The organism is Acidovorax sp. JHL-3, from assembly GCF_000526295.1.
Lineage (GTDB): Bacteria > Pseudomonadota > Gammaproteobacteria > Burkholderiales > Burkholderiaceae_C > Acidovorax > Acidovorax defluvii.
Genome location: NZ_JAFU01000001.1, coordinates 18,122 through 40,552 on the forward strand (window position 1 = coordinate 18,122; position 22,431 = coordinate 40,552).

The 22,431-nt window shown below is 62.2% G+C and carries 19 protein-coding genes; 9 read left to right on the forward strand and 10 right to left on the reverse strand.

Going from position 1 to position 22,431, the window contains the following annotated elements; all coding sequences use genetic code 11:
* Positions 1-161: 161 nt before the first annotated feature.
* Positions 162-1,535, reverse strand: coding sequence for a signal recognition particle protein (gene ffh / locus K226_RS0100085; RefSeq protein WP_024812836.1), 1,374 nt, complete (start codon positions 1,533-1,535; stop codon positions 162-164).
* A gap of 85 nt (positions 1,536-1,620) precedes the next feature.
* Between ffh and K226_RS0100090 the strand changes: the two genes are divergently transcribed.
* The 8 genes from K226_RS0100090 to K226_RS0100125 all read left to right on the forward strand — a co-directional run bounded on the left by K226_RS0100090 (position 1,621) and on the right by K226_RS0100125 (position 11,909).
* Positions 1,621-2,418, forward strand: coding sequence for an inner membrane protein YpjD (locus K226_RS0100090; protein ID WP_024812837.1), 798 nt, complete (start codon positions 1,621-1,623; stop codon positions 2,416-2,418).
* Positions 2,415-2,642, forward strand: coding sequence for a PP0621 family protein (locus tag K226_RS0100095; protein ID WP_024812838.1), 228 nt, complete (start codon positions 2,415-2,417; stop codon positions 2,640-2,642). The genes K226_RS0100090 and K226_RS0100095 overlap by 4 nt, the downstream gene beginning before the upstream one ends.
* A gap of 4 nt (positions 2,643-2,646) precedes the next feature.
* A complete protein-coding gene (locus K226_RS0100100) occupies positions 2,647-4,350 on the forward strand; it encodes a sensor histidine kinase KdpD (protein WP_024812839.1) in 1,704 nt (567 codons plus the stop codon).
* 15 nt (positions 4,351-4,365) lie between these two features.
* Positions 4,366-5,871 (forward strand): sigma-54 dependent transcriptional regulator, encoded by a 1,506-nt coding sequence (locus K226_RS0100105; RefSeq protein WP_024812840.1) that lies wholly within the window; start codon positions 4,366-4,368, stop codon positions 5,869-5,871.
* Positions 5,855-6,475, forward strand: a complete 621-nt coding sequence (gene ampD / locus K226_RS0100110) for a 1,6-anhydro-N-acetylmuramyl-L-alanine amidase AmpD (RefSeq protein WP_024812841.1) — start codon at positions 5,855-5,857, stop codon at positions 6,473-6,475. Before K226_RS0100105 ends, ampD begins: the two co-directional genes overlap by 17 nt.
* A gap of 379 nt (positions 6,476-6,854) precedes the next feature.
* Positions 6,855-9,782, forward strand: a complete 2,928-nt coding sequence (locus K226_RS0100115; protein ID WP_024812842.1) for a ribonucleoside-diphosphate reductase subunit alpha — start codon at positions 6,855-6,857, stop codon at positions 9,780-9,782.
* Between the two features lie 135 nt (positions 9,783-9,917).
* Entirely contained in the window at positions 9,918-11,114 is a 1,197-nt protein-coding gene (locus tag K226_RS0100120; protein ID WP_024812843.1) for a ribonucleotide-diphosphate reductase subunit beta, read from the forward strand.
* 183 nt (positions 11,115-11,297) lie between these two features.
* Complete coding sequence (locus tag K226_RS0100125; RefSeq protein WP_024812844.1) at positions 11,298-11,909, forward strand: hypothetical protein; 612 nt, start codon at positions 11,298-11,300, stop codon at positions 11,907-11,909.
* Between the two features lie 130 nt (positions 11,910-12,039).
* On the opposite strand, the gene K226_RS0100130 is transcribed toward K226_RS0100125, so the two are convergent.
* The 7 genes from K226_RS0100130 to K226_RS0100170 all read right to left on the reverse strand — a co-directional run bounded on the left by K226_RS0100130 (position 12,040) and on the right by K226_RS0100170 (position 19,039).
* Positions 12,040-12,936, reverse strand: a complete 897-nt coding sequence (locus tag K226_RS0100130; protein ID WP_024812845.1) for a carbohydrate kinase family protein — start codon at positions 12,934-12,936, stop codon at positions 12,040-12,042.
* Between the two features lie 19 nt (positions 12,937-12,955).
* Positions 12,956-14,425: a DUF3426 domain-containing protein gene (locus K226_RS19365; RefSeq protein ID WP_024812846.1), complete on the reverse strand. Its 1,470-nt coding sequence runs from the start codon at positions 14,423-14,425 to the stop codon at positions 12,956-12,958.
* A gap of 56 nt (positions 14,426-14,481) precedes the next feature.
* Complete coding sequence (prmA, locus tag K226_RS0100140) at positions 14,482-15,384, reverse strand: 50S ribosomal protein L11 methyltransferase (protein ID WP_024812847.1); 903 nt, start codon at positions 15,382-15,384, stop codon at positions 14,482-14,484.
* A gap of 77 nt (positions 15,385-15,461) precedes the next feature.
* The gene (gene accC / locus K226_RS0100145) at positions 15,462-16,811 is read right to left on the reverse strand and encodes an acetyl-CoA carboxylase biotin carboxylase subunit (protein ID WP_024812848.1); all 1,350 of its coding nucleotides are present in this window, start codon (positions 16,809-16,811) and stop codon (positions 15,462-15,464) included.
* A 445-nt stretch (positions 16,812-17,256) separates the two neighbouring features.
* Positions 17,257-17,706 carry an acetyl-CoA carboxylase biotin carboxyl carrier protein gene (gene accB / locus K226_RS0100160; protein ID WP_024812849.1) on the reverse strand — a complete coding sequence of 150 codons (450 nt, stop codon included), beginning with the start codon at positions 17,704-17,706 and terminating at the stop codon, positions 17,257-17,259.
* 149 nt (positions 17,707-17,855) lie between these two features.
* Positions 17,856-18,446, reverse strand: a complete 591-nt coding sequence (locus tag K226_RS0100165; protein WP_024812850.1) for a TlpA disulfide reductase family protein — start codon at positions 18,444-18,446, stop codon at positions 17,856-17,858.
* Positions 18,443-19,039 (reverse strand): hypothetical protein, encoded by a 597-nt coding sequence (locus K226_RS0100170; RefSeq protein ID WP_024812851.1) that lies wholly within the window; start codon positions 19,037-19,039, stop codon positions 18,443-18,445. The genes K226_RS0100165 and K226_RS0100170 overlap by 4 nt, the downstream gene beginning before the upstream one ends.
* Positions 19,040-19,237: 198 nt before the next feature.
* Here K226_RS0100170 and mpl point away from each other — a divergent pair, with 198 nt between their 5' ends.
* A complete protein-coding gene (mpl, locus tag K226_RS0100175) occupies positions 19,238-20,656 on the forward strand; it encodes a UDP-N-acetylmuramate:L-alanyl-gamma-D-glutamyl-meso-diaminopimelate ligase (RefSeq protein WP_024812852.1) in 1,419 nt (472 codons plus the stop codon).
* Between the two features lie 54 nt (positions 20,657-20,710).
* Here mpl and K226_RS0100180 read toward each other — a convergent pair whose 3' ends face one another.
* Both K226_RS0100180 and K226_RS0100185 read right to left on the reverse strand, forming a co-directional pair.
* Complete coding sequence (locus K226_RS0100180; protein ID WP_024812853.1) at positions 20,711-21,022, reverse strand: hypothetical protein; 312 nt, start codon at positions 21,020-21,022, stop codon at positions 20,711-20,713.
* Between the two features lie 216 nt (positions 21,023-21,238).
* Positions 21,239-22,360 (reverse strand): 3-deoxy-7-phosphoheptulonate synthase, encoded by a 1,122-nt coding sequence (locus K226_RS0100185; protein WP_024812854.1) that lies wholly within the window; start codon positions 22,358-22,360, stop codon positions 21,239-21,241.
* Positions 22,361-22,431 lie beyond the last annotated feature (71 nt).

A 22,431-nucleotide genomic window follows, 5' to 3' on the forward strand; every position in this document is an offset into this window, starting at 1 on the left:
GCGTGTCATCAATCAATACTACGGGTTGAATGTCACAGGTCCCGGGTGTGCGCCGATGCTGGGCGCACCCAAAAAACCGGCTTCACGCCGGTTTTTTGCTTTTGTTTTGATAGCTTACAGCGCTTATTCTATAAGGGCTTGAGACCAAAAATACCCCAAAATCAGAACGGCATCTTGGGCATGCCGCCCATGCCTTTCATGCCGCCCATTTTCTTCATCATTTTCATCAGGCCGCCGCCCTTCATTTTTTTCATCATGCCCTGCATCTGCTCAAATTCCTTGAGCATGCGATTGACCTCCTGCACCTGCACGCCCGCGCCGTTGGCAATGCGCTTCTTGCGGGTGGCCTTGATGAGTTCGGGCTTGCGGCGCTCCAGCGGGGTCATGCTGTGGATGATGCCCTCCTTGCGCTTGATGTCTTTTTCGGCCTTGTCCATGTCCACCGCACCGGCCTTGGCTGTGAGGTGCGAGGGCAGTTTGTCCATGAGGCTGGACAGGCCGCCCATCTGCTTCATCTGCTGAATCTGCGAGAGAAAGTCGTTCAGATCAAAGCCGTCGCCGCTTTTGACTTTGGCGGCCAGCTTCTGCGCCGCCTCCATGTCCACACCCGCGCTCACCTGCTCGACCAGCGCAACGATGTCGCCCATGCCCAGGATACGGCCCGCGTGGCGCTCGGCGTCGAACACCTCCAGGCCATCGATTTTTTCCGACACGCCAGCGAACTTGATGGGCGCACCCGTGATCTGGCGCACCGACAGCGCCGCGCCGCCGCGCGAATCGCCGTCGAGCTTGGTCAGCACGATACCGGTCAGGGGCAACGCCTCTTTGAACGCCTTGGCCGTGTTGATCGCGTCCTGGCCCTGCATGGCATCGACCACAAACAGGGTTTCGACCGGGTTCAACGCAGCGTGCAGGTCCTTGATTTCCTTCATCAAGGCCTCATCGATGGCCAGGCGGCCCGCTGTGTCCACCAGCAGCACATCAAAGTAGTGTTTTTTGGCGTAGTCGAGGGCGGCCAGGGAGATGTCGAGCGGCTTTTGCTCGGGCGTGCTGGGGAACCACTCGGCACCGGCTTGCCTGGTCACGGTCTTGAGCTGCTCAATGGCGGCGGGGCGGTACACGTCGCCCGACACGGTCAGCACCTTCTTCTTGCGCTTTTCGATCAGGTGCTTGGCCAGCTTGGCGGTGGTGGTGGTCTTGCCCGCACCCTGCAGACCGGCCATCAGGATCACAGCGGGCGGCTGGGCGGCGAGGTTGATGTCGGATACCCCCTCGCCCATGGTGGCGGCCAGTTCGCGGTTGACGATGCTGACCAGCGTCTGCCCGGGCTTGAGCGAGCCCAGCACTTCCTGGCCCAGCGCCTTCTCTTTGACGCGGGCAATGAAGTCGCGCACCACGGGCAGCGCCACGTCAGCTTCGAGCAGGGCCATGCGCACCTCGCGCAGCATGTCCGTGACGTTGGACTCGGTGATGCGGGCCTGGCCACGCATCTCCTTGACGAGGCGCGTGAGTTTGTCGGTAAGGGCGGAGGCCATAGGGTATTCCGGTAGTGCCCGCAAGCGCCGGTGGCGCGCGGACCCGCCAGGGCGCTGGCGGTGGGCGAAAGGCTAAACTGTACCCATGATTTTACCCAGTGCTTCCCCTGTCAGCTGGCTATTGGCCCTCGCGGCCGCAGCCGCGTATGCCTCTTCTGCGGCTGCGTCGTCACGCCTGAGCACCGCGGCGGCGCGCAATGTGCTGCTACTGGCATGGGTGCTGCATGCGGCCGTGCTGGCGTGGGGGCTGTGGGGCGATACCCCCCGCTTCGGGTTTGCACACGCGCTGTCGATGACCGCGTGGCTGGTGCTCACGGTGTATGCCGTCGAACGCCAGCTTTTTCCGCAGTTGCGGGCGCGCTGGATACTGGCCTTGCTGGGCGCGGGGGCGGTGCTGCTGTCCCTGGTGTTTTCTGGCCAGCCTTTGCATGTAACCGCCTCGCCCTGGCTGCCGCTGCACCTGGCCCTGGGCATTGCCTGCTACGGACTTTTTGCCGCCGCAGTCGTGCATGCCTGGCTCATGACGCGTGCCGAGCACCATATCCGCCAGGCAGAAGACCCGCAAAGCGGTATCCCGCTGCTCACGCTGGAGCGACTGACCTTCCGCTTCGTCACGGCTGGTTTTGTGCTGTTGACGGCCACTTTGCTCGCTGGCTGGCTGTTTGGCGAAACGCTTTACGGGCATCCAGGCCGCTGGGACCACAAGGCGGTTTTCTCGCTGCTGTCGTGGGTCACCTTTGCCACCTTGCTGCTGGGCCGCGCACGCTTTGGCTGGCGTGGGCGCAATGCGGTGCGAATACTCTACGCCGGCGCCGGTCTTTTGCTGCTGGCGTATGTGGGTTCGCGCTTCGTGATGGAAGTGGTTTTGGGTCGCAGCACATGAAATACCTGGTTTTGCTGATTGTGCTGGCGGTGGTCGTGGGTGTCTGGCGAAGCCGCCGCCCCCCGGCATCCGGCCCCGAGAAGGCAGCCCCCCGGGCGCCAGTACTGCCCCAGGACATGGTGGCCTGCAGCCACTGCGGCGTGCATGTACCGCGCGCAGAGGCACTGATGTTGGGGCAGCACGCCTACTGCTGCGCCGAGCACAGGCGCCAACACAGCGCCTGACACCATGCCGTTCCTGCCGCCGGGTCTTTCGCCGTCTGCCGCAGATGCACCTTTTGTGCGCATGTGGCGCGGGTTCCTGACCGGCCGCGTCATGGTGGCGCTGGCTCTGCTGTTCTTGCAGGGCCTGGGGCAGTTCATCAACCTGGCGGCGGAGCCGGCCACGCTGGCGGTGTGCGTGGCCTACCTCGCGGTAACGCTGGCCGAGCGCGCACTTGCAGGCCGCGCCCCTCCGCCGCCCGCTGCGGGCCCCCGGTGGCTTGCGTTCATTGGCGTGGACCTGGCGGCGGTGTGCGCCTTGCAATTGCTGCAGGCCGGCTCCATGAATTACACGCCCCTGTTCGGCCTGCCCATCCTGATGGCGGCAGTGCTGGGCACGCTGACCCTGGCTCTGGGCACGACGGCAGCCGCCACCTTGCTGCTGCTGGCCTTGGCCTGGTGGCAAGGGCAGATCAGCGGCGGCGATGACGCCTCGCGCTATCTCCAGAGCGCACTGGCCGGTACGGGCTTTTTCATCATCACTTACCTGGTGCACCAGCTGTCCGTGCGGCTGGCGCGAGAGCAGCAGCTCGCCCAGAAAAGCCAGATGGCGGCGAGAGTGCAGTCCCAGGTGAGCGCACTGGTGATCGAGCACCTCACCGATGGCGTGCTGGTGCTGGACAGCCAGGATGTCGTGCGCATTGCCAACCCGGCCGCACTGCTGCTGCTGGGCGGCCCCGGCTCACTGGCGCCCCCCTTCTCCCTGAACGAGGACCCCGCCTGGCTGCCACTGGTGAAGCTGGCGCAGCGCACATTCCACCAGGAACAGCCCATCACGGCCGATGCCGACCTGCTGCATCCGGGCCAGAGCCCCACCGGGCTGCATGTGCGCACCTGGCTGACCGCCTCGCGCCACGAGTCCCTGAATGAGCCGATTGAGCGCCTGTGCGTGATGTTCCTGCACGACCTGCGTGAGCTGGAAGCGCGCTTGCGCACAGAAAAACTGGCAGCCATGGGCCGCATGTCCGCTGCCGTGGCCCACGAAATTCGCAACCCGCTGGCCGCCATCGTTCAAGCCAATGCCTTGCTGGAAGAAGATCTGCACGACCCGGGCCAGCAACGGCTCGCCCAGATGGTGCGGCAGAACGCAGAGCGCCTGGCGCGCATCGCCGAAGAGGTGCTGGATATTGCCCGGGTGCAGCACCAGATCAGCCACGCGCCCGCCTCCACGCTGCTGCTGGACGACACTGTGGCCCAGATCTGCGCCGACTGGCAGCACCAGAACCTGGCACAGCGGCGCGCCAGCATTTCACTGATGGGCCACAACGCCCAGATCGAGTTTGATACCGAGCACTTGCGGCGTGTGCTGTTCAACCTGCTGGACAACGCCGTGCGCTACAAGGGCCCCCACGACGATTCGCTGGCCATTACCACCCGGGTCAGCCCGTCGGGGGCCATCAGCCTGCAGGTATGGAGCGATGGGGCACCCATGGACAAATCGGTGGAACGCCACCTGTTCGAGCCCTTCTTTTCGTCTGAAAGCCGATCCAGCGGACTGGGCCTGTATATCTGCCGGGAGCTGTGCCAACGCCACGGCGCCTCGATTGGCTATCAGCGCCTGGTGCGCACCACACCACGCGGCGAAATCGGTGGCAATGCTTTTACCGTGGGTTTCCGCCGCAATACACGCCCTGCTGAAAATGCCACCCTGTTTGACACCATCGTCGTCTGAACGGCCCCTGAATCCATGAATGCCCCAGCCGCCTCCATCCTTGTCGTTGACGACGAGCCCGATCTGCGCACCCTGTATGAACTCACGTTGCTGCGCGAAGGTTACCGCGTGGAAACCGCATCCAGCGTTCAGGAGGCACGCCAGCAACTGAAAGACCACCGTTTCGACGCCGTCATTACCGACATGCGCCTGCCCGATGGTTTTGGCATGGAGCTGTTGCTGGATCTGCGAAACCAGCAGCGCCGTGAACGTTGTGTGGTCATGACGGCTTACGGGTCTGCAGAAAACGCGGTCGAAGCGCTGCGCTCGGGGGCCTTCGACTACCTGACCAAGCCGGTAGACCTGAAACAGTTCCGTTCGGTGGTGGCTTCGGCCGTGCAGGGGACGGGGGGAGTTCCCGCGCCGCGCTCCAGCCGCAGCCCGGCACGCCCGGGCAGCACGACCGAGCCCACAGGCACCGGCAGCGCGCTGGACCGCCTTATTGGCGAGTCGGAGGCCATTTGCAATGTCAAGCAGCGGATTGCCAAGGTTGCCCGCAGCATGGCCCCGGTGCTCATCCACGGGGAGTCCGGAACCGGCAAGGAGCTGGTGGCCCAGGCGTTGCACGCCAGCAGTCAGCGGTCTGAAGGCCCGCTCATTGCCGTCAATTGCGGCGCCATCCCCGAAAACCTGCTGGAAGCCGAATTCTTTGGCGCCCGCAAAGGGTCGTACACCGGGGCCGGTCAGGACCGCGACGGCTATTTCCAGGCCGCACGCGGCGGCACACTGTTTCTCGACGAAATCGGCGATCTGCCCCTGGCAATGCAATCGAAGCTGCTTCGCGCCATTCAGGAGCGCAGCGTGCGGCCCCTGGGCTCGACCCAGGAGGAAACCGTGGACGTGCGGATCGTGAGCGCCACCCACCGCGACCTCGCGGCCGACGTGCTGTCGGGCCGGTTCCGCCAGGATCTGTATTACCGCCTGAACGTGATCGAAATCGTCATTCCTCCGCTGCGCGAGCGGAGAGAGGATCTGCCCGCGCTGTGCACGGCGTTGCTGGCCCGCATAGCGCAGGAATCGGGAATGAAGACACCGGCACTCACGGAGCAGGCGCTGAATGCCATTGCCAGCCACCCCCTGACCGGCAACGTGCGCGAGCTGGAGAACCTGCTGCACCGGGCCGTGGCACTGAGCGACGGGGATGAACTGCACGTGGAGTGCGCCACCTCTGCCGCCGATGCCTTTGGCGCCCGCCCATCATCCACCCAGCCAGTGGCCACAACAGCGCCCGTTGCCGACGCCGCGCCCGGCATGGCGGCAACCAGCGGACTGACACCGTGCACTTCACTGCCCAACGATCTTCAAGCCTGGCTGGACCAGCAGGAACGGGAGATCCTGGTGCGCGCGCTGCGCGAGGCCAACTTCAACCGGACAGCCACCGCGGCGCGGCTGGGAATCAGCCTGCGACAAATCCGTTACCGCATTGCCCGGTTGAACATCTCCGCCCCGAGCGACAACGACGCACATGACGACCTTGGCTGAAGGGCCACCCTCGCAAACCCGGTGGGACGCGGGCTGGCATCACGAGGCCCTCAGGCAACCTTCTCCCAATTTTGGCCCGCGCCCCAGTGGCGCTGCCGTGGATCTGATCGTGGTCCATTCCATCAGCCTTCCGCCGGGGAGCTATGGCAGCGGGTCGGTACAAAAACTGTTCGCCAACGCCCTGGACTGGGACGCGCACCCTTACTTTCAAAGCATCCGGGGACTGCAGGTGTCGGCGCACTTCTTCATAGAACGGGATGGCACCCTCTGGCAATTTGTGGACTGCGACGAGCGCGCCTGGCACGCAGGCCAGTCGAGTTACCGGGGGCGATCGCAGTGCAACGACGACTCGATTGGTGTCGAGCTGGAGGGGCTCGAAGGACAGATGTTTGAGCCGGTGCAATACGAGGTGCTGGCCAGACTGTGCGCCGACATCCGGGAGCGCTACCCCGTCACCCATGTGGCGGGGCACGAACACGTCGCACCGGGACGCAAGCAAGACCCCGGCCCCGGATTTGACTGGACAAGGCTTCAGCGCCTGCTCGCCTGGCCCCTCACGCAGTTTCCTGCGGAAACCCGAGGCATACCGGACCCGCACCGGTGACGCCTGCGACACCGCTGTAGCACGCAAACATCACCGTTTGTAACGCGCCCCCAGCGGTGCGAAAAAAACCCCGCGTCAACGCCCACGCGGCCTGGTCCAGAAAAACCGCCTGCGACGCCCGGTTTTGCTTGATTTCAGTCATCACATATCGGCTGCATGGGGCCTGCGGGATCATTCGATTTCCCGCTGCGCCGCACTGCAACAGCGCAACTCGGATTGTGACCCCTATCAAGGCGATACACTACAGGTAGTGTCTTGAATACTATCGACACACCATCTATAGTGTGCGACAGATTTTCGCCGTTACACACTGAAAACACCGCGACCGCTTTTCCCAGCCCGCCCGCCCATCCCGTACAGCCCACAGAAGAGGACACCCATGCAAGCTGCTTTGACCACCCCCGACAACCTCGCCGCCACGCCACAGGCGCTGCCATCCCACGCTCCCGCGACGGCCAATGTGCTGACCCACTACCAGATCATCCGGCGCAACGGCGCAGTGGTCCCGTTTGAGCCGCAAAAGATCGCCGTCGCCATGATGAAAGCCTTTCTGGCCGTGCACGGTACACAAGGCGCCGCATCGGCCAGCGTGCGTGAGGTGGTGGACATGCTGACCCAGAATGTGACCCGCGCGCTGATGCGCTCACGCCCCGGCGGCGGCACCTTTCACATTGAGGACGTGCAGGACCAGGTGGAACTGGGGCTGATGCGCAGCGGTCACCATGAAATTGCTCGGGCCTACGTGCTCTACCGCGAGCGCCGCACCCAGGAGCGCGCCCGACAAGCCGAAGAGCAAACCCCCGCAGCCCCCCAGTTGCATGTCATGGACGGCGGTGAGCGCGTGGCGTTGGACCTGGCCCGCCTGCAGTCGCTCATTGCATCGGCGTGCGTCGGCCTGGGATCAGACATCAGCGCCCAGCCCATCGTGGCGGAAACCATGCGCAACCTGTATGACGGTGTACCGATGGAAGAGGTCTACAAGGCGTCCATTCTTGCCGCACGCACACTCATCGAGAAGGATCCGGACTACACCTACGCCACAGCGCGCCTGTTGCTGCACACGATCGTGCGTGAGGTGCTGGGCCGCGAAGTCACTCAGGCCGAAATGGCGCAAAGCTATGTGGACTATTTCCCGCAGTTCATCAAGAAGGGTGTGGAGCACGAGCTGCTGGATGAACGTCTGCTGCAGTACGACCTGCAGCGCCTGGGCGCCGCCCTCAAGGCCGACCGCGACCTGCAATTTGATTACCTCGGCCTGCAAACCCTGTATGACCGCTACTTCCTGCACGTCAAGAAAACGCGCATCGAGCTGCCCCAGGCTTTCTTCATGCGCGTGGCCATGGGACTCTCGCTCAATGAGATCGACCGCGAAGCACGCGCCATCGAGTTCTATGAGATTCTTTCCAGCTTCGACTTCATGTCCAGCACGCCCACGCTGTTCAACAGCGGCACGCGGCGTTCGCAGTTGTCCAGCTGCTACCTCACAACAGTACCCGACGACCTCGATGGCATCTATGAGTCCATCAAGGAAAACGCCCTGCTGTCCAAGTTTGCTGGCGGCCTGGGCAACGACTGGACACGCGTGCGCGCGCTGGGCAGCCACATCAAGGGCACCAATGGCGAGTCGCAAGGGGTGGTGCCCTTCCTCAAAGTGGTCAACGACACGGCCGTGGCAGTGAACCAGGGCGGCAAGCGCAAAGGCGCCGTCTGCACCTACCTGGAAACCTGGCACCTCGATATCGAAGAGTTCCTGGAGCTGCGCAAGAACACCGGTGACGACCGCCGCCGCACGCACGACATGAATACCGCCAACTGGATTCCCGATCTGTTCATGCGCCGCGTGATGGAAAAGGGCACCTGGACGCTGTTCTCGCCGTCTGACGTGCCTGACCTGCACGACCTTTTTGGCGCAGCCTTTGAAAAGGCCTATGTCGCCTACGAAGAGGCGGCAGCGCGCGGCGAAATCAAGCCTGCCAAGACGGTACAGGCCACCGACCTGTGGCGCAAGATGCTGACCATGCTGTTCGAAACCGGCCACCCCTGGATCACGTTCAAGGATGCCTGCAACGTGCGTTCACCCCAGCAGCACGCCGGCGTGGTGCACTCGTCCAACCTGTGCACCGAAATCACGCTGAACACCAGCGACACCGAAACCGCCGTGTGCAACCTGGGTTCGGTCAATCTGCTGCAGCACATCAAGGACGGCAAACTCGACCACGACAAGCTCAAGAAGACCATCAAGGTGGCCATGCGCATGCTCGACAACGTGATCGACATCAACTACTACGCCGTCAAGAAGGCCAGGGAGTCCAACCTGCGCCACCGCCCGGTGGGCCTGGGGGTCATGGCCTTTCAGGACAGCCTGTACGAACTGCGCATTCCTTACGCTTCGCAAGAAGCCGTGGAATTTGCCGATCAATCGATGGAAGCCATCTGCTATTACGCCTACTGGGCTTCCAGTGATCTGGCCAGGGAGCGCGGTAAATATCACAGCTACAAAGGCTCGCTATGGGATCGCGGCATCCTGCCTTTGGACACGCTCGACATGCTGTCAACGGCCCGCGGCGGCTATGTGGAAGTGGATCGCTCGTCCACGCTGGACTGGGACGCCCTGCGCAACAAGATTGCACAGGACGGCATGCGCAACTCGAATTGCGTTGCCATCGCCCCCACGGCCACGATTTCCAACATCATTGGGGTGGATGCCTCCATCGAACCCTCGTTCGGCAACCTGTCAGTCAAGTCCAACCTGTCAGGCGAATTCACCGTGATCAATGGTGGCCTGGTGCGCGACCTCAAGCGACTGGGCTTGTGGGATGACGTGATGATCATGGACCTCAAGCACTTCAAGGGATCGCTCCACCCGATCGACCGTGTGCCCCAGGACATCAAGGCGCTGTACTCCACGGCGTTTGAAGTCGACCCACAGTGGCTGGTGGAGGCAGCATCGCGCCGCCAGAAGTGGATTGACCAGGCGCAGAGCCTGAACATCTACATGGCGGGCGCATCGGGCAAAAGACTGGACGACACCTACAAACTTGCCTGGGTGCGCGGACTCAAGACCACGTACTACCTGCGCACACAAAGTGCCACACACGTCGAGATGAGCACGGTGACCACGCGCCAGCTCAACGCGGTTTCGTCGGGCAATGAAGGTGGTGCAACCAGCGCATCGACACCTGCGCGGGCCCACTCCAGCGCACTCGAAACCGCGGCGGCCGCCGCGGCAACACCCGGTGCCGCACTGCCGGCCACGGACATCAAGTTCTGCGCGATCGACGATCCCGGCTGCGAAGCCTGTCAGTAACAACGGCAACGGCAACGCATCGGCCTTGTCCGATGCGTTGCGCATGTGTTGTGAAGCAACAAAACCTTGCTGCACAACGCTTCAGTGCTTTTCTTTTTGCAGCACTGCTTTCATAATCCGAACACTGGAAAATCTATGTTGACCTGGGACGAAGAAGTCAAGCCCTCATCGCAAAATCAACTGGACGGCGGTCTGAACCACAACCGCCTGGCGGGACAACCGCCTCTGTCTTTCCAGCCCCCCTCAGCGCAAGTCGTAGGTGCTGCAGTCAGCGCCGGCGGTGGTGTGCCCGCGCCCACCGCTGCGGCAGCGCACCGCCGCGTGAACGCAGCCGACAAACGCATCATCAACGGCCAGACCGACGTCAACCAGCTGGTTCCATTCAAGTACAAGTGGGCGTGGGAAAAATACCTGGCCACTTGCGCCAATCACTGGATGCCGCAGGAAGTGAACATGACGCGGGACATCGCGTTGTGGAAAGACCCCAACGGCCTGACGGATGACGAGCGCCGCATCATCAAGCGCAACCTGGGCTTCTTTGTCACCGCAGACTCGCTGGCGGCCAACAACATTGTGCTGGGCACCTATCGCCACATCACAGCACCAGAGTGCCGCCAGTTTCTGTTGCGCCAAGCATTTGAAGAAGCCATCCACACGCACGCCTACCAGTACATCGTGGAGTCGCTCGGTCTTGATGAAAGCGAAATCTTCAACGCCTACAACGAAGTCCAGTCGATTCGCGACAAGGACCAGTTCCTGATCCCCTTCATCGAGGCGATCATGGATCCCAACTTCCATACCGGCACTCCCGAGAACGACCAGACGCTGCTCAAATCGCTGATCGTCTTTGCCTGCCTGATGGAGGGTCTGTTCTTCTACGTCGGTTTCACGCAGATCCTGGCGCTGGGTCGCCAGAACAAGATGACCGGTGCCGCCGAGCAGTACCAGTACATCCTGCGGGACGAGTCAATGCACTGCAATTTCGGCATCGACCTGATCAATCAGCTCAAGCTGGAAAACCCCCACCTCTGGACAGCAGCGTTCAAGGCAGAAATCAAGGCACTGTTCCTCAGGGCGGTTGAGCTGGAGTACCGCTACGCCGAAGACACCATGCCGCGCGGCGTGCTCGGAATGAATGCCTCCATGTTCAAGGGCTACCTGCGTTACATCGCCAATCGCCGCGCCACGCAGATCGGGCTGGAAACGCTGTTCCCCAACGAAGAAAACCCGTTTCCCTGGATGAGCGAGATGATCGACCTGAAGAAGGAACGCAACTTCTTCGAGACCCGCGTTATTGAATACCAGTCTGGTGGTGCGCTGTCCTGGGACTAGCACCTTTCGCATCACACCACCATGGATCTTTACACCACGCCCCACGCCGACAACGCCTCAGAGCGCCATCGCGTGGGTCGTTTCCGTGTTCATGGAGATGGAGTTCTTATCCATCCTCATGGATCGCTTTCTGTCCACTGCAGACAGAGAGTGCTCTTTGCAAATTGACCCAAGGAGAACATGATGGCAACTGCGAAAAAACCGGCCGCCAAGAAGGCCGCTCCAGCGAAGAAAGTAATGGTCGCTACGAAGGCCGCTCCAGCGAAGAAAGCTGCTGCTCCTGCCAAGAAGGTAGTGGCTGCCAAGAAGGCTGCGCCAGCGAAGAAAGCTGCCGCTCCTGCCAAAAAGGTAGTGGCTGCCAAGAAGGCTGCGCCAGCGAAGAAAGCTGCCGCTCCTGCCAAAAAGGTAGTGGCTGCCAAGAAGGCTGCGCCAGCGAAGAAAGCTGCCGCTCCTGCCAAAAAGGTAGTGGCTGCCAAGAAGGCTGCGCCAGCGAAGAAAGCTGCTGCTCCTGCCAAGAAGGTGGTGGCTGCCAAGAAGGCTGCGCCAGCGAAGAAAGCTGCTGCTCCTGCCAAAAAGGTAGTGGCCGCCAAGAAGGCTGCGCCAGCGAAGAAAGCTGCCGCTCCTGCCAAGAAGGTAGTGGCCGCCAAGAAGGCTGCCCCCGCCCCAAAAGCAGCCCCTGCAAAGAAGGTAGCCCCAGCCAAAAAAGCCGCGAAGGCCCCAGCCGCAGCACCATCCGCGCAAACCACGCTGAACCCCCAGGCGGCCTGGCCCTTCCCCACCGGCACCAAGCCGTAAATCCTGCACTTTCAGTGCCCAGCCCGGTGCTTGCGCACCGGGTTTTTTTATGCCGGAAACAAGCGGATTCAGACGCGCCAACCGCTACCGAGAGAGCAGATGGACCAAACGTCTTGGCATGCAAACGGTATCAGGCAGGTGTGAAGTCGAGTGTGTAGTTTTGTGGCCCACGCTGTGCGATCTTGAGCGCCCCCACACGATTGCCCAGTTCGGCGCAACGCACGAGCGACCAGCCGCGCTCCAACCCAAAAAGCAACGCCCCGCGCCATGCGTCCCCACACCCGGTCGGATCCACCACCTCAGCGGGTTCAACTGCGGGCACCAGGGTCTTTTCTCCGTCAACCCACACCTCACAACCTTGCGCCCCCAGCGTGACAACCAAACCCTTCACCTTGCGTGAAATTTCGGCGCAAGACCAGCCCGTGCGTTCGCACAGCATTTTGCCTTCATAGTCGTTCACCGTGACCCAGGTGGCCTGTTCGACAAACCGGGACAGCTCGGCTCCGTTGAACATGGGCAACCCCTGGCCTGGATCGAATACAAACGGAATATCTGCCGCAACCATCTGGGCGGCGTGCTCCAGCATGGCATCCCTTCCATCGGGCGCAATAATGCCAAGTCTCACGTCGGCCTGAGGCTCGATGCGGTTCACATGGGCCTGCATCATCGCCCCGGGATGAAATGCCGTGATCTGATTGTTGTCACGGTCCGTCATGATCATGGCCTGCGCGGTGTAGGTGTCATGGGCCTGCCCCACATGCGCAGTGCTGATGCCCAGCTCCTTCAGTCGCGAGAGGTAATCAGCGCCGTCACTGCCCAGCATGGCCATGGGGAGCGGCTTGCCTCCCAACAGTTGCAGGCTGTAGGCAATATTGCCGGCACACCCGCCAAAATCCCGCCGCAAGGAGGGCACCAAAAACGACACATTGAGGATGTGCAGTTGATCGGGCAGGATCTGCTCGGCAAACCGCCCTTCAAAAGTCATGATGGTGTCAAACGCAAGGGAACCACAAATCAATACAGCCATGGCAAAAGTTGGTTAAGAATCAGGGATAGAACGCCAGCAGCCGATAGCCAGCCACACGCGCTCCGCCAGTGGTCACGACGACCGCCACCGAAGAGGTCCATTCACCCAGTGCGGGAAGCTCCGCAGGAGCCCCCATCTCCTGGGGCAAAAATACACGCCGAAGCACGGGCTGGTCCTGTGTATCAGTCAGGGTCAACTCCATCGCAGGCATGGACAGGGGCAGCGTTGCTCGGTTCTTGATGACAAAAACCAGCTGGTAGCTGTCTCCGCGTGCTTTGTTGAAAGAAGAACTTTCAATAACGACATCTGATATTTGCCTGAGCGGGGCCAAGGTGCACTGCAAGGGCTCGCACAGCCTCTGAAGCCAAGGACGAACACGGACGTCCATGGCCGCAATGCGGTCCCGCTCCTGCAGCACCATCTGCAATGCCAAGGTGCACAACAGCACCATTGCGATGACCCCCAACCCCGTCCGCACCAAAGGGCGCCGCCAGAAGGCCTTGCGCTTTGCGGCGCGGACAAAACTCACTTCATCCGCACCCGAAGTGCCCTCGGGCGAGTCATCTTCGTCCTGCGCCCGCGGGATGACGCCCACCGCCCCATCCTGCAGATTTTCGGTTCGCCCCATACCGTCCCTGGACAAGGATTCCGGGGAGAGAGATTCATCGAATGACGTGTCCGAACCCCGTCCTGGTGAATCCTTCTGCGTGTGCGAAATCTCATGCTCATCCACAAAGTCGCCGCCTCTTTCCGGCTCAATCAGGGATTGCTTGCGCGGCAACTCCAGTGGCGGATACAAGGCAGCGCCTGCAGTAGAAGAGTCTCCGGCCAGCTCATCCTCAGGCCACTCTTCACGGAACTCGTCATATGGCAATTCGTAGCCTGGCAGGCTCTCACCCATCTGTAGCGCAGGGGACGCGTTTTCCGAAGAATGCCCTTTATGGAGGGGAACGAGCGGCGGCACCGCATCGGCCACCGGAACTAAGGGATCAGCCCCCGGCATCGCCCCGTCAGCAAGAGCGGTGCCGGCTGGGGGTACAACCGATCTCCAGGCAAATGGAGCAGTAGGCTGCAGGGTCATTTCCTGTCCAGGGGATGAGAAAGTCGCCTTACCCGCAACAAGAAACGAGGGCACAGCCTGGACTGGCACATCCAGCACGCTGTCTGGCAAAGGATGATCCCAGGACAGGTCGTGCGCCTTGGCAGGCGGCACACCCAGCGCCGAAGGAGCAGCGGGGGTGTCCGCAGAAGGGGCGCCCCAGGCACGCACTGCACTGGTGGCGCGTACCACCGGCGTCGGTGGTGGGCGCGACGCGGTCATGGACACGTCCGGCAGCAGAGCCTGCGACTCAGAAGGCAGCAGATGGGCCGACGCATCGAAGACTTCCTTGCATTGCCCGCAGCGCACCCAGCCGTCAGATATGCGCAACTGATCGGCAACCACCTTGAATTTCGTCGCGCAGGAAGGGCAGCGTGTAATCTGGCTCATCTGCGATCCATTGTAGTAAGCGCCCCTTAACGACAAACTTCAGCGGCGTGGACAACTCAGCGGGAGGCCGTCATGAGGATCCAGCCATCCTCGGCATCTGCCACCTCAAGGCGAATCCATGGCGCGTAGGCTTCCTGCAGCTCCTGCGCCTGGCGCTCCAGAATGCCTGCCAGCACAAGGTGTCCGCCTGGTGCCACATGCGCGCACAGCAATGGTGCCAGCACCCTCAACGGAGTGGCAAGAATGTTGGCCAGCACCGTCTGGTAGAGCCCCTGGGCCTTGTCCGGCAGGCCTGCCTGCACCTGCACGCCGTTGGCCAGGGCATTCTGCATCGTGGATTCGACGGCGGCTGGATCAATGTCCACGGCATCGATATCGGTGGCGCCGAACTTGGCCGCACCTATGGCCAGAATGCCCGAGCCACAGCCGTAGTCAAGCACCCGGCCGAGGGGATTGCCGGCTGCTGCGCTGGTGGCGCCGTGGCGCGCAATCCATCGCAGGCACATGCGCGTGGTGGGGTGGGTGCCCGTGCCAAAAGCAAGCCCCGGATCCAGCCGGATGCTGCGCAGGGCCTGCGCTGGCAGCTCATGCCAGGTCGGAACAATCCAGAAGTCGGGAGTGATGTCGACCGGTGCAAACTGCGACTGCGTCAGTCGCACCCAGTCCTGCTCGGGTACCTGCGCCAGCCCCAGCACCTTGCACCCCGTGAAGAAATCCTGCACGGCCAGCAATTGCTGCGCCTCGCTCGCGGCGGCTTCGGTTTCAAACAGGGCCACCACCCGGCTGCGCTGCCAGCCCTCCTTGGGCGGAGGCATGCCCGGCTCTCCAAACAATGCCTGCTCGGCATCGGTCTGCGCGTCAGCGTCCTCCACCGACACGCTCAGGGCATCCAGCGCATCCAGCGCATCGCTCACCGCCTCAATGCGGTCTTCCGGACACATCAGACTCAGCTCAAACATGAAACACGCCTCTCAGAAAAAATGAAATGCTGGCACCCGTTGCCAGGAGCCAGCATGGAACCATGCGCGGGAGGATTTCACCGCTTGTGCTGTGACAGCCACTCTTCCAGATAGTGAATGTTGGTGCCGCCCGACACAAACTTGGCATCCACCATCAGCTCGCGGTGCAACGGCACGTTGGTGTTGATCCCCTCGATCACGGTTTCCGAGAGCGCCGTGCGCATGCGGGCCAAGGCCTGTTCACGCGTGTCGCCATGCACGATGATCTTGCCGATCATCGAGTCGTAGTTCGGGGGGACAAAATAGTTGGTGTACGCATGCGAATCCACCCGCACCCCCGGGCCGCCCGGCGCATGCCACATGGTGATGCGCCCCGGAGAAGGGATGAACTTGTAAGGGTCTTCGGCGTTCACCCGGCATTCAATGGCATGGCCACGAATCTCGATCTGTCGCTGGGTGAAAGGCAACTTTTCACCGGCCGCCACCATGATCTGCGTGCGCACAATATCCACACCCGTGACCCATTCGGTCACCGGATGCTCCACCTGCACGCGCGTGTTCATCTCGATAAAGTAGAACTCACCGTTTTCGTACAGAAACTCGAAAGTGCCCGCACCGCGATAACCGATCTTCTTGCATGCAGCCACGCAGCGCTCGCCGATGCGTTCGATCAGCTTGCGGGGAATGCCGGGTGCCGGAGCCTCTTCGATCACCTTTTGATGGCGCCGCTGCATGGAGCAGTCGCGCTCGCCCAGGTACACGGCATTGCGGTGCTTGTCGGCAAGGATCTGGATCTCAATATGGCGCGGGTTCTGGAGGAATTTCTCCATGTACACCGCAGGATTGCCAAACGCAGCGCCCGCTTCGGCCTTGGTCATCTGCACGGCATTCACCAGCGCTGCCTCGGTGTGCACCACACGCATGCCGCGGCCACCACCGCCGCCGGCCGCCTTGATGATCACGGGATATCCCACCGCTTTGGCAATGCGGCGGATCTGCACCGGATCATCCGGCAGCTCGCCTTCCGATCCGGGCACGCAGGGCACGCCGGCGCGGATCATGGCCTGCTTGGCCGACACCTTGTCGCCCATGGTGCGGATGTTGTCTGGCGTGGGACCAATGAACTGGAAACCGCTTTTTTCCACCCGCTCGGCAAAATCGGCGTTTTCGGATAGAAAACCGTAGCCCGGGTGGATGGCTTCTGCATCCGTCACCTCGGCCGCCGAAATGATGGCCGGCATGTTGAGGTAAGACAGCGGCGAGGGCGCAGGGCCAATGCAGACGGCCTCTTCGGCCAGCTTTACATACTTGGCATCACGATCGGCCTCGGAGTAGACCATCACGGCTTTCACGCCCAGCTCGTGGCAGGCGCGCTGGATGCGCAGGGCGATTTCGCCGCGATTGGCGACCAGGATCTTTTTAAACATAGGCTATCTCGCGGCTCATCGCCCGCACGCTGGCGCGTGCCAGGGCAATTTGCATTGCCTTGCCGCTGGCAAGAACGCCGCGATTGGCGACCAGGATCTTTTTAAACATAGGCTATCTCGCGGCTCATCGCCCGCACGCTGGCGCGTGCCAGGGCAATTTGCGTTGCCTTGCCGCCGGCAAGAACGCCGCGATTGGCGACCAGGATCTTTTTAAACATAGGCTATCTCGCGGCCCATCGCCCGCACGCTCGAGCGCGCCAGGGCAATATGCATTGCCTTGCCGTTGGCACGAACGCCGCGATTGGCGACCAGGATCTTTTTAAACATAGGCTATCTCGCAGCTCATCACCGGCACACTGGCACGCGCCAGGGCAATTTGCATTGCCTCGCTGCTGACCATGGCGCCACCAAAGGCAACAAGAATCTTTTTAAACATGGGCAGGAATTACTCGATCACGAACAAGGGCTGTCCGTATTCGACGGCCTGACCGTTCTCACCCAGAATCTTGGTCACTGTGCCGGATTTGTCGGCCTCGATTTCATTGAGGATCTTCATGGCTTCGATGATGCAGACCGTCTCGCCTTCCTTGACCTGGCTGCCCACCTCGACGAACGCCTTGGCACCGGGGCTGGACGAACGGTAAAAAGTGCCCACCATGGGCGACTTCACCACATGGCCAGTGGGCGCTGCAGCCACCGGTGCGGGCAGCTCGGCAACGGTGGCCGGCGCGGCTGCTGCAGCCGCAGCGGGCATGGGAGCCGGAACATACTGCTGCACCACAGCGCCGCCGCTCTTGACGATACGGACCTTGCCCTCGGCTTCGGTGATCTCGAGTTCAGACACATTCGACTCGGATACCAGATCGATGAGGGTTTTGAGTTTTCGCAAATCCATGGAAGCTCCAACGGCTATAAAACTGAATAAGGCGCGAATTTACTCCAATTTCAGCCTACTTCAGTCTTTAGAGCGCATTTTTCACCATCGACAGCGGGGGCATAGCCCCTTTCAGCGGTTTTGACTGGCTATTTTTACGGAAAGTATATTCAGCGCAGGGCAACCCACTTTTGCAAGTCCTGCGGGGTAACCTGGCCCATTTTACGATGCAACACGCGCCCTTCCGCGCCGAACACCACGGTGAAGGGCAGGCCACCCGTCAGGTTGCCCAAGGAGCGCCCCAACTCCGAGCCCCCCAGCCCTGCCAAGCCCACCGGGAAATCCAGCGGTAGCCGCGCCAGAAATTTCCGCACCGAAGAAGGCTGATCAATCGCCAACCCCACCACTTGCCAACCGTTGGCCTTGTTTTCGCGATGAAAGGTGTTGAGCAGGGGCAACTCTTCTACACAGGGCGGACACCAGGTCGCCCAGAAGTTGAGCAGCAAGGGTTTGCCAGCAAACGCCCCCATGGCCAGCTGGGCGCCCTCGGGCGTGTCGAATGCCTGGGTCCAAAGTGCCTGCTCGGCGCCCGCTTGCACAGCGCGGGGCTGCAGGCGCCACCAGGCCAGGCCGGCACCACCCAGCGCGGCAGCGGCAGCCACACCAGCATACAAAGCCCTGCGCCGGCTTACGGGCGTTACGCCATGACCAGACTCAGAGGAAACAGACGATTCAGCAGATGGCAGGGATGGCAGAGTCATGGGGCATTTTCCTGAAGAAGGCGCCGCACCGCGGTGATGTCACCACGTGGCGATCGTCCCTTGGTATCGGGGCGCAAGGCTCCGCGCAAATCGTTGAGATCGTAGATCAGCAAATGCACGCCGATCATTTCACCCAGTTCAGGGCACTTGCTGCCCACGCTGAGGGCCTCGACAGAATCGCCGTGAAAGCCTGGTACGGTGCGCGGCTCGTAATCGACGTTATGGTCTATCAGCGCGATCTCGGCTGATTTGGAGTCATCACAGAACAACTGCAGATAAATATCCGACAGCCGGGTGGCAGTGCCACGCCACACCGCGCCGCCGAGATGGGGCCGAAAAGCGGACATGCGCTCCATCCAGACCAGGGCCAGCTGGCGCAGGGCACGCAATTCACGGGGCTGGGTGTCGGCGCAAAACAGGGCGATGTATTCCCGTACTGCGTCTTCCACCTCATCGTTGTCGGGCAGGGGGGTGCGTGCCGGCAGGCCCAGCTGGCGCACGGCACGGCGTTTGGCGGGGCCCCACTCCAGGCCCTCTTCCACGACCAGCCGGGCAGTGGTGCTGGCGATTTCGGCGCTCAAAGGTGTTGGCATGGCGCAATGGGATGGCGTTGGGAGGCGCTATTGTGGCGCCAACCCGTGACAAGCCGCCACGCCGCCCCGCATGGCCCGACGAAGATATGGCCTTTGCACTCCAGCCACCCTGGCAGACACTATGTTTTTAATAGCTTCTTGCGCTTACCACACAAGCGCTGCAGGGCCTTTTGTGCTTGAACCTTAGAATCTGCGCCCATGCACATACACATACTCGGGATTTGCGGCACGTTCATGGGGGGCTTGGCCGCACTGGCGCGGGAAGCCGGGCACAAGGTTACTGGCTGCGACGCCGGTGTTTACCCGCCCATGAGCGATCAGCTGCGCGCCTTGGGCATCGAGCTGATCGAAGGGTTCGGAGCAGACCAGTTGGCGCTGCGCCCCGATGTGTTCGTGGTGGGCAATGTGGTCAGCCGCGCCCGGCTGGCCGACGGCAGCCCCAAGTTTCCGCTCATGGAAGCCATTCTGGACGCCGGCCTGCCCTACACCAGCGGCCCGCAGTGGCTGGCCGAACAGGTGTTGCAGGGTCGGCACGTGCTGGCTGTGGCGGGAACCCACGGCAAGACCACCACCACGTCGATGCTGGCCTGGATTCTGGAAAGTGCCGGACTGCAGCCGGGCTTTTTGATTGGCGGCGTGCCGCTGAACTTCGGGGTGTCCGCCCGCCTCGGCGCCACGCACCGCCTCATCGCAGGCGACGGGGCGCTCGACACCCGCCCGCTCTTTGTCATTGAGGCCGACGAGTACGACACCGCCTTTTTCGACAAGCGCAGCAAGTTCGTACATTACCGCCCGCGCACGGCGGTGCTGAACAATCTGGAATTCGACCATGCCGACATCTTTGATGACCTGGCCGCCATCGAGCGCCAGTTTCACCACCTGGTGCGCACCGTGCCGCCCTCAGGTCGCATCGTGGTCAACGGGCTCGAAGAAAGCCTGGCCCGTGTGCTGCACACCGGCTGCTGGAGCACGGTGAGCAGCTTCGGTGCCGCAGTGAGCGATTTTTCTGCCGTGGGCGACCCGCAGGATTTTGACGTGCTGCACCAGGGTGCTGCGGTAGCGCGCGTGCAATGGAGCCTGACGGGCGTGCACAACCAGCTCAATGCGCTGGCAGCGATTGCAGCGGCCCACCATGTGGGCGTGCCCGTGCCGCAGGCCGCACAGGCGCTGGCCAATTTTCAGAATGTCAAACGCCGCATGGAATTGCGCGGCACCGTCAACGGCATCGCGGTGTACGACGACTTTGCGCACCACCCCACCGCGCTGCGCACCACACTGGATGGCTTGCGCCGCAGCCTGGGGGCCGATGCACGCATCCTGGCGGTGTTCGAGCCGCGCAGCAACACCATGAAGCTGGGCGCCATGAAAAGCCAGTTGCCCTGGGCGCTGGAGAACGCCGATCTGGCCTTTTGCCACACGGCCGGGCTGGACTGGGATGCCGCCGACGCCCTGGCGCCGTTGGGCGTAGGCCCCGGCCAGCGCGCACAGACCGCGCCAGACATCGACACCCTGGTCAGCCAGGTGCAGCAGGCCGCAAAGCCGGGCGATCACATCGTCTGCATGAGCAATGGTGGCTTCGGCGGGGTGCACGACCGCTTGCTGCGTGCACTATCATAAATATAGCTACCACCGCTTATCAGATAAGGGCTAGCGGCTATTTTGACCTGATTTTCAGAAGGACACAGCCATGGCTGGCACGTCCACCCGCACCACGGGTTTGGCCAGCGCAGCACTGGCGGCACGGGCAAAGTCGCGCGACCACACGGGATCGTTGAACAACGCGGTGCCTGCGGCAAGCGCCACGGTCAAGACCTTGTCGGCCAGCAGCACCTTGCCGCTGGCGCGCAGGGGTTCGCAATCGAGGGCCGTGAACTGATCGTCCAGCCAGCGGCGCCCGCCTTCGTGCGTCATGGGCTCCTGGCCCTCCAGATCAAAACGGAATTCCTGGTTTCCAGTCAGTTGGACCGACACTTCGCTGTGCATGATGCTTGCCTTTCTGGCGCAATGGGGATGCAAGGGCCGGGGCGGCACACCCGGTGCGCCCCGCCAAAGGTTTGAGCTTACACCGCCACAGCGGTGCAGCGTCACAGGGACTGCCCCAGTCGTCCAGCTTCGCTGGATCGTCTTGACAAAGCACTGGCTGCGGGCTCCCTGCCTCTGGTTATCCGATGCTGGTTATCCGACGGTATGAACTTCGTATCAGAGCGCGCGGCGGGCCACCACGGCCGCCGAGAGTTCGGCCAGCGACTGCAGCGAATCGTCCCAGCCCAGGCAGGCGTCGGTGATGCTCTTTCCATACTCCAGCGCGCTGGGCAGGTCCTTGCCAGGCGAGAACTTCTGCGCACCGGCGTTCAGATGGCTCTCGATCATGAGACCGAACACGCTGCGCGAACCTCCAGCGATCTGGGCTGCAATATCCCGCGCCACATCGAGCTGCTTTTGGTGCTGCTTGCTGCTGTTGGCGTGGCTGCAATCGACCATCAAGGTGGCGGGCAGGTGGGCGGCTTCAAGGTCCTTGCAGGCGGCGGCGACGCTGGCGGCATCGTAATTGGGGGCCTTGCCACCACGCAGGATGACGTGGCAGTCTTTGTTGCCTTTGGTGTTGACGATGGCCACTTGGCCATTCTTGTGCACCGACAGGAAATGGTGGCCCCGGCTGGCCGACTGGATGGCGTCGGTGGCTATGCGGATGTTGCCATCCGTTCCATTCTTGAATCCAATGGGCGCAGACAGGCCCGAGGCCAGCTCGCGGTGCACCTGGCTTTCGGTGGTGCGTGCGCCGATGGCACCCCAGCTAATGAGGTCGCCGATGTACTGGGGCGAGATCACATCGAGAAACTCGCTGCCCGCCGGGATGCCCAGGCGGTTGATCTCGATGAGCAACTGGCGCGCAATGCGCAGGCCTTCGTCGATGCGATAGCTCTCATCCAGATAGGGGTCATTGATCAGGCCCTTCCAGCCCACCGTGGTGCGGGGTTTCTCGAAATACACGCGCATCACGATCTCCAGCGTGTCTGCGTACTGGGCACGCACGGCAGCCATGCGACGGGCATATTCCAGCGCCGCCGCGGGGTCGTGGATGGAGCAGGGGCCAATCACCACCAGCAAGCGGTCATCCTTGCCCGCCATGATGCGGTGGATGTTCTTGCGGGTCTGGGTGATCAGCGCTTCCACCGGCGTTCCGCTGATGGGGAAAAAGCGGATCAGGTGTTCGGGAGGTGGCAACACGGTGATGTCCTTGATACGTTCGTCGTCGGTCTGGCTGGTTTTCTCGACGCTGCGGTACCAGGCATCGCTGGCAGGGGTGGCGTGGGCCGTCATGGTTGCTTCCTCGTGGATTGAAATGGGAGAAGGTCAGAAAAACAAAAACCGCCGGGCTTTACAGCGTCGGC

What these genes read in the sequence shown, in the direction of transcription:
- ffh (WP_024812836.1), bottom strand. Translation starts at nt 1,535, where the DNA reads ATGGCCTCCGCCCTTACCGACAAACTCACGCGCCTCGTCAAGGAGATG.
- K226_RS0100090 (WP_024812837.1), top strand. Translation starts at nt 1,621, where the DNA reads ATGATTTTACCCAGTGCTTCCCCTGTCAGCTGGCTATTGGCCCTCGCG.
- K226_RS0100095 (WP_024812838.1), top strand. Translation starts at nt 2,415, where the DNA reads ATGAAATACCTGGTTTTGCTGATTGTGCTGGCGGTGGTCGTGGGTGTC.
- K226_RS0100100 (WP_024812839.1), top strand. Translation starts at nt 2,647, where the DNA reads ATGCCGTTCCTGCCGCCGGGTCTTTCGCCGTCTGCCGCAGATGCACCT.
- K226_RS0100105 (WP_024812840.1), top strand. Translation starts at nt 4,366, where the DNA reads ATGAATGCCCCAGCCGCCTCCATCCTTGTCGTTGACGACGAGCCCGAT.
- ampD (WP_024812841.1), top strand. Translation starts at nt 5,855, where the DNA reads ATGACGACCTTGGCTGAAGGGCCACCCTCGCAAACCCGGTGGGACGCG.
- K226_RS0100115 (WP_024812842.1), top strand. Translation starts at nt 6,855, where the DNA reads ATGCAAGCTGCTTTGACCACCCCCGACAACCTCGCCGCCACGCCACAG.
- K226_RS0100120 (WP_024812843.1), top strand. Translation starts at nt 9,918, where the DNA reads ATGTTGACCTGGGACGAAGAAGTCAAGCCCTCATCGCAAAATCAACTG.
- K226_RS0100125 (WP_024812844.1), top strand. Translation starts at nt 11,298, where the DNA reads ATGGCAACTGCGAAAAAACCGGCCGCCAAGAAGGCCGCTCCAGCGAAG.
- K226_RS0100130 (WP_024812845.1), bottom strand. Translation starts at nt 12,936, where the DNA reads ATGGCTGTATTGATTTGTGGTTCCCTTGCGTTTGACACCATCATGACT.
- K226_RS19365 (WP_024812846.1), bottom strand. Translation starts at nt 14,425, where the DNA reads ATGAGCCAGATTACACGCTGCCCTTCCTGCGCGACGAAATTCAAGGTG.
- prmA (WP_024812847.1), bottom strand. Translation starts at nt 15,384, where the DNA reads ATGTTTGAGCTGAGTCTGATGTGTCCGGAAGACCGCATTGAGGCGGTG.
- accC (WP_024812848.1), bottom strand. Translation starts at nt 16,811, where the DNA reads ATGTTTAAAAAGATCCTGGTCGCCAATCGCGGCGAAATCGCCCTGCGC.
- accB (WP_024812849.1), bottom strand. Translation starts at nt 17,706, where the DNA reads ATGGATTTGCGAAAACTCAAAACCCTCATCGATCTGGTATCCGAGTCG.
- K226_RS0100165 (WP_024812850.1), bottom strand. Translation starts at nt 18,446, where the DNA reads ATGACTCTGCCATCCCTGCCATCTGCTGAATCGTCTGTTTCCTCTGAG.
- K226_RS0100170 (WP_024812851.1), bottom strand. Translation starts at nt 19,039, where the DNA reads ATGCCAACACCTTTGAGCGCCGAAATCGCCAGCACCACTGCCCGGCTG.
- mpl (WP_024812852.1), top strand. Translation starts at nt 19,238, where the DNA reads ATGCACATACACATACTCGGGATTTGCGGCACGTTCATGGGGGGCTTG.
- K226_RS0100180 (WP_024812853.1), bottom strand. Translation starts at nt 21,022, where the DNA reads ATGCACAGCGAAGTGTCGGTCCAACTGACTGGAAACCAGGAATTCCGT.
- K226_RS0100185 (WP_024812854.1), bottom strand. Translation starts at nt 22,360, where the DNA reads ATGACGGCCCACGCCACCCCTGCCAGCGATGCCTGGTACCGCAGCGTC.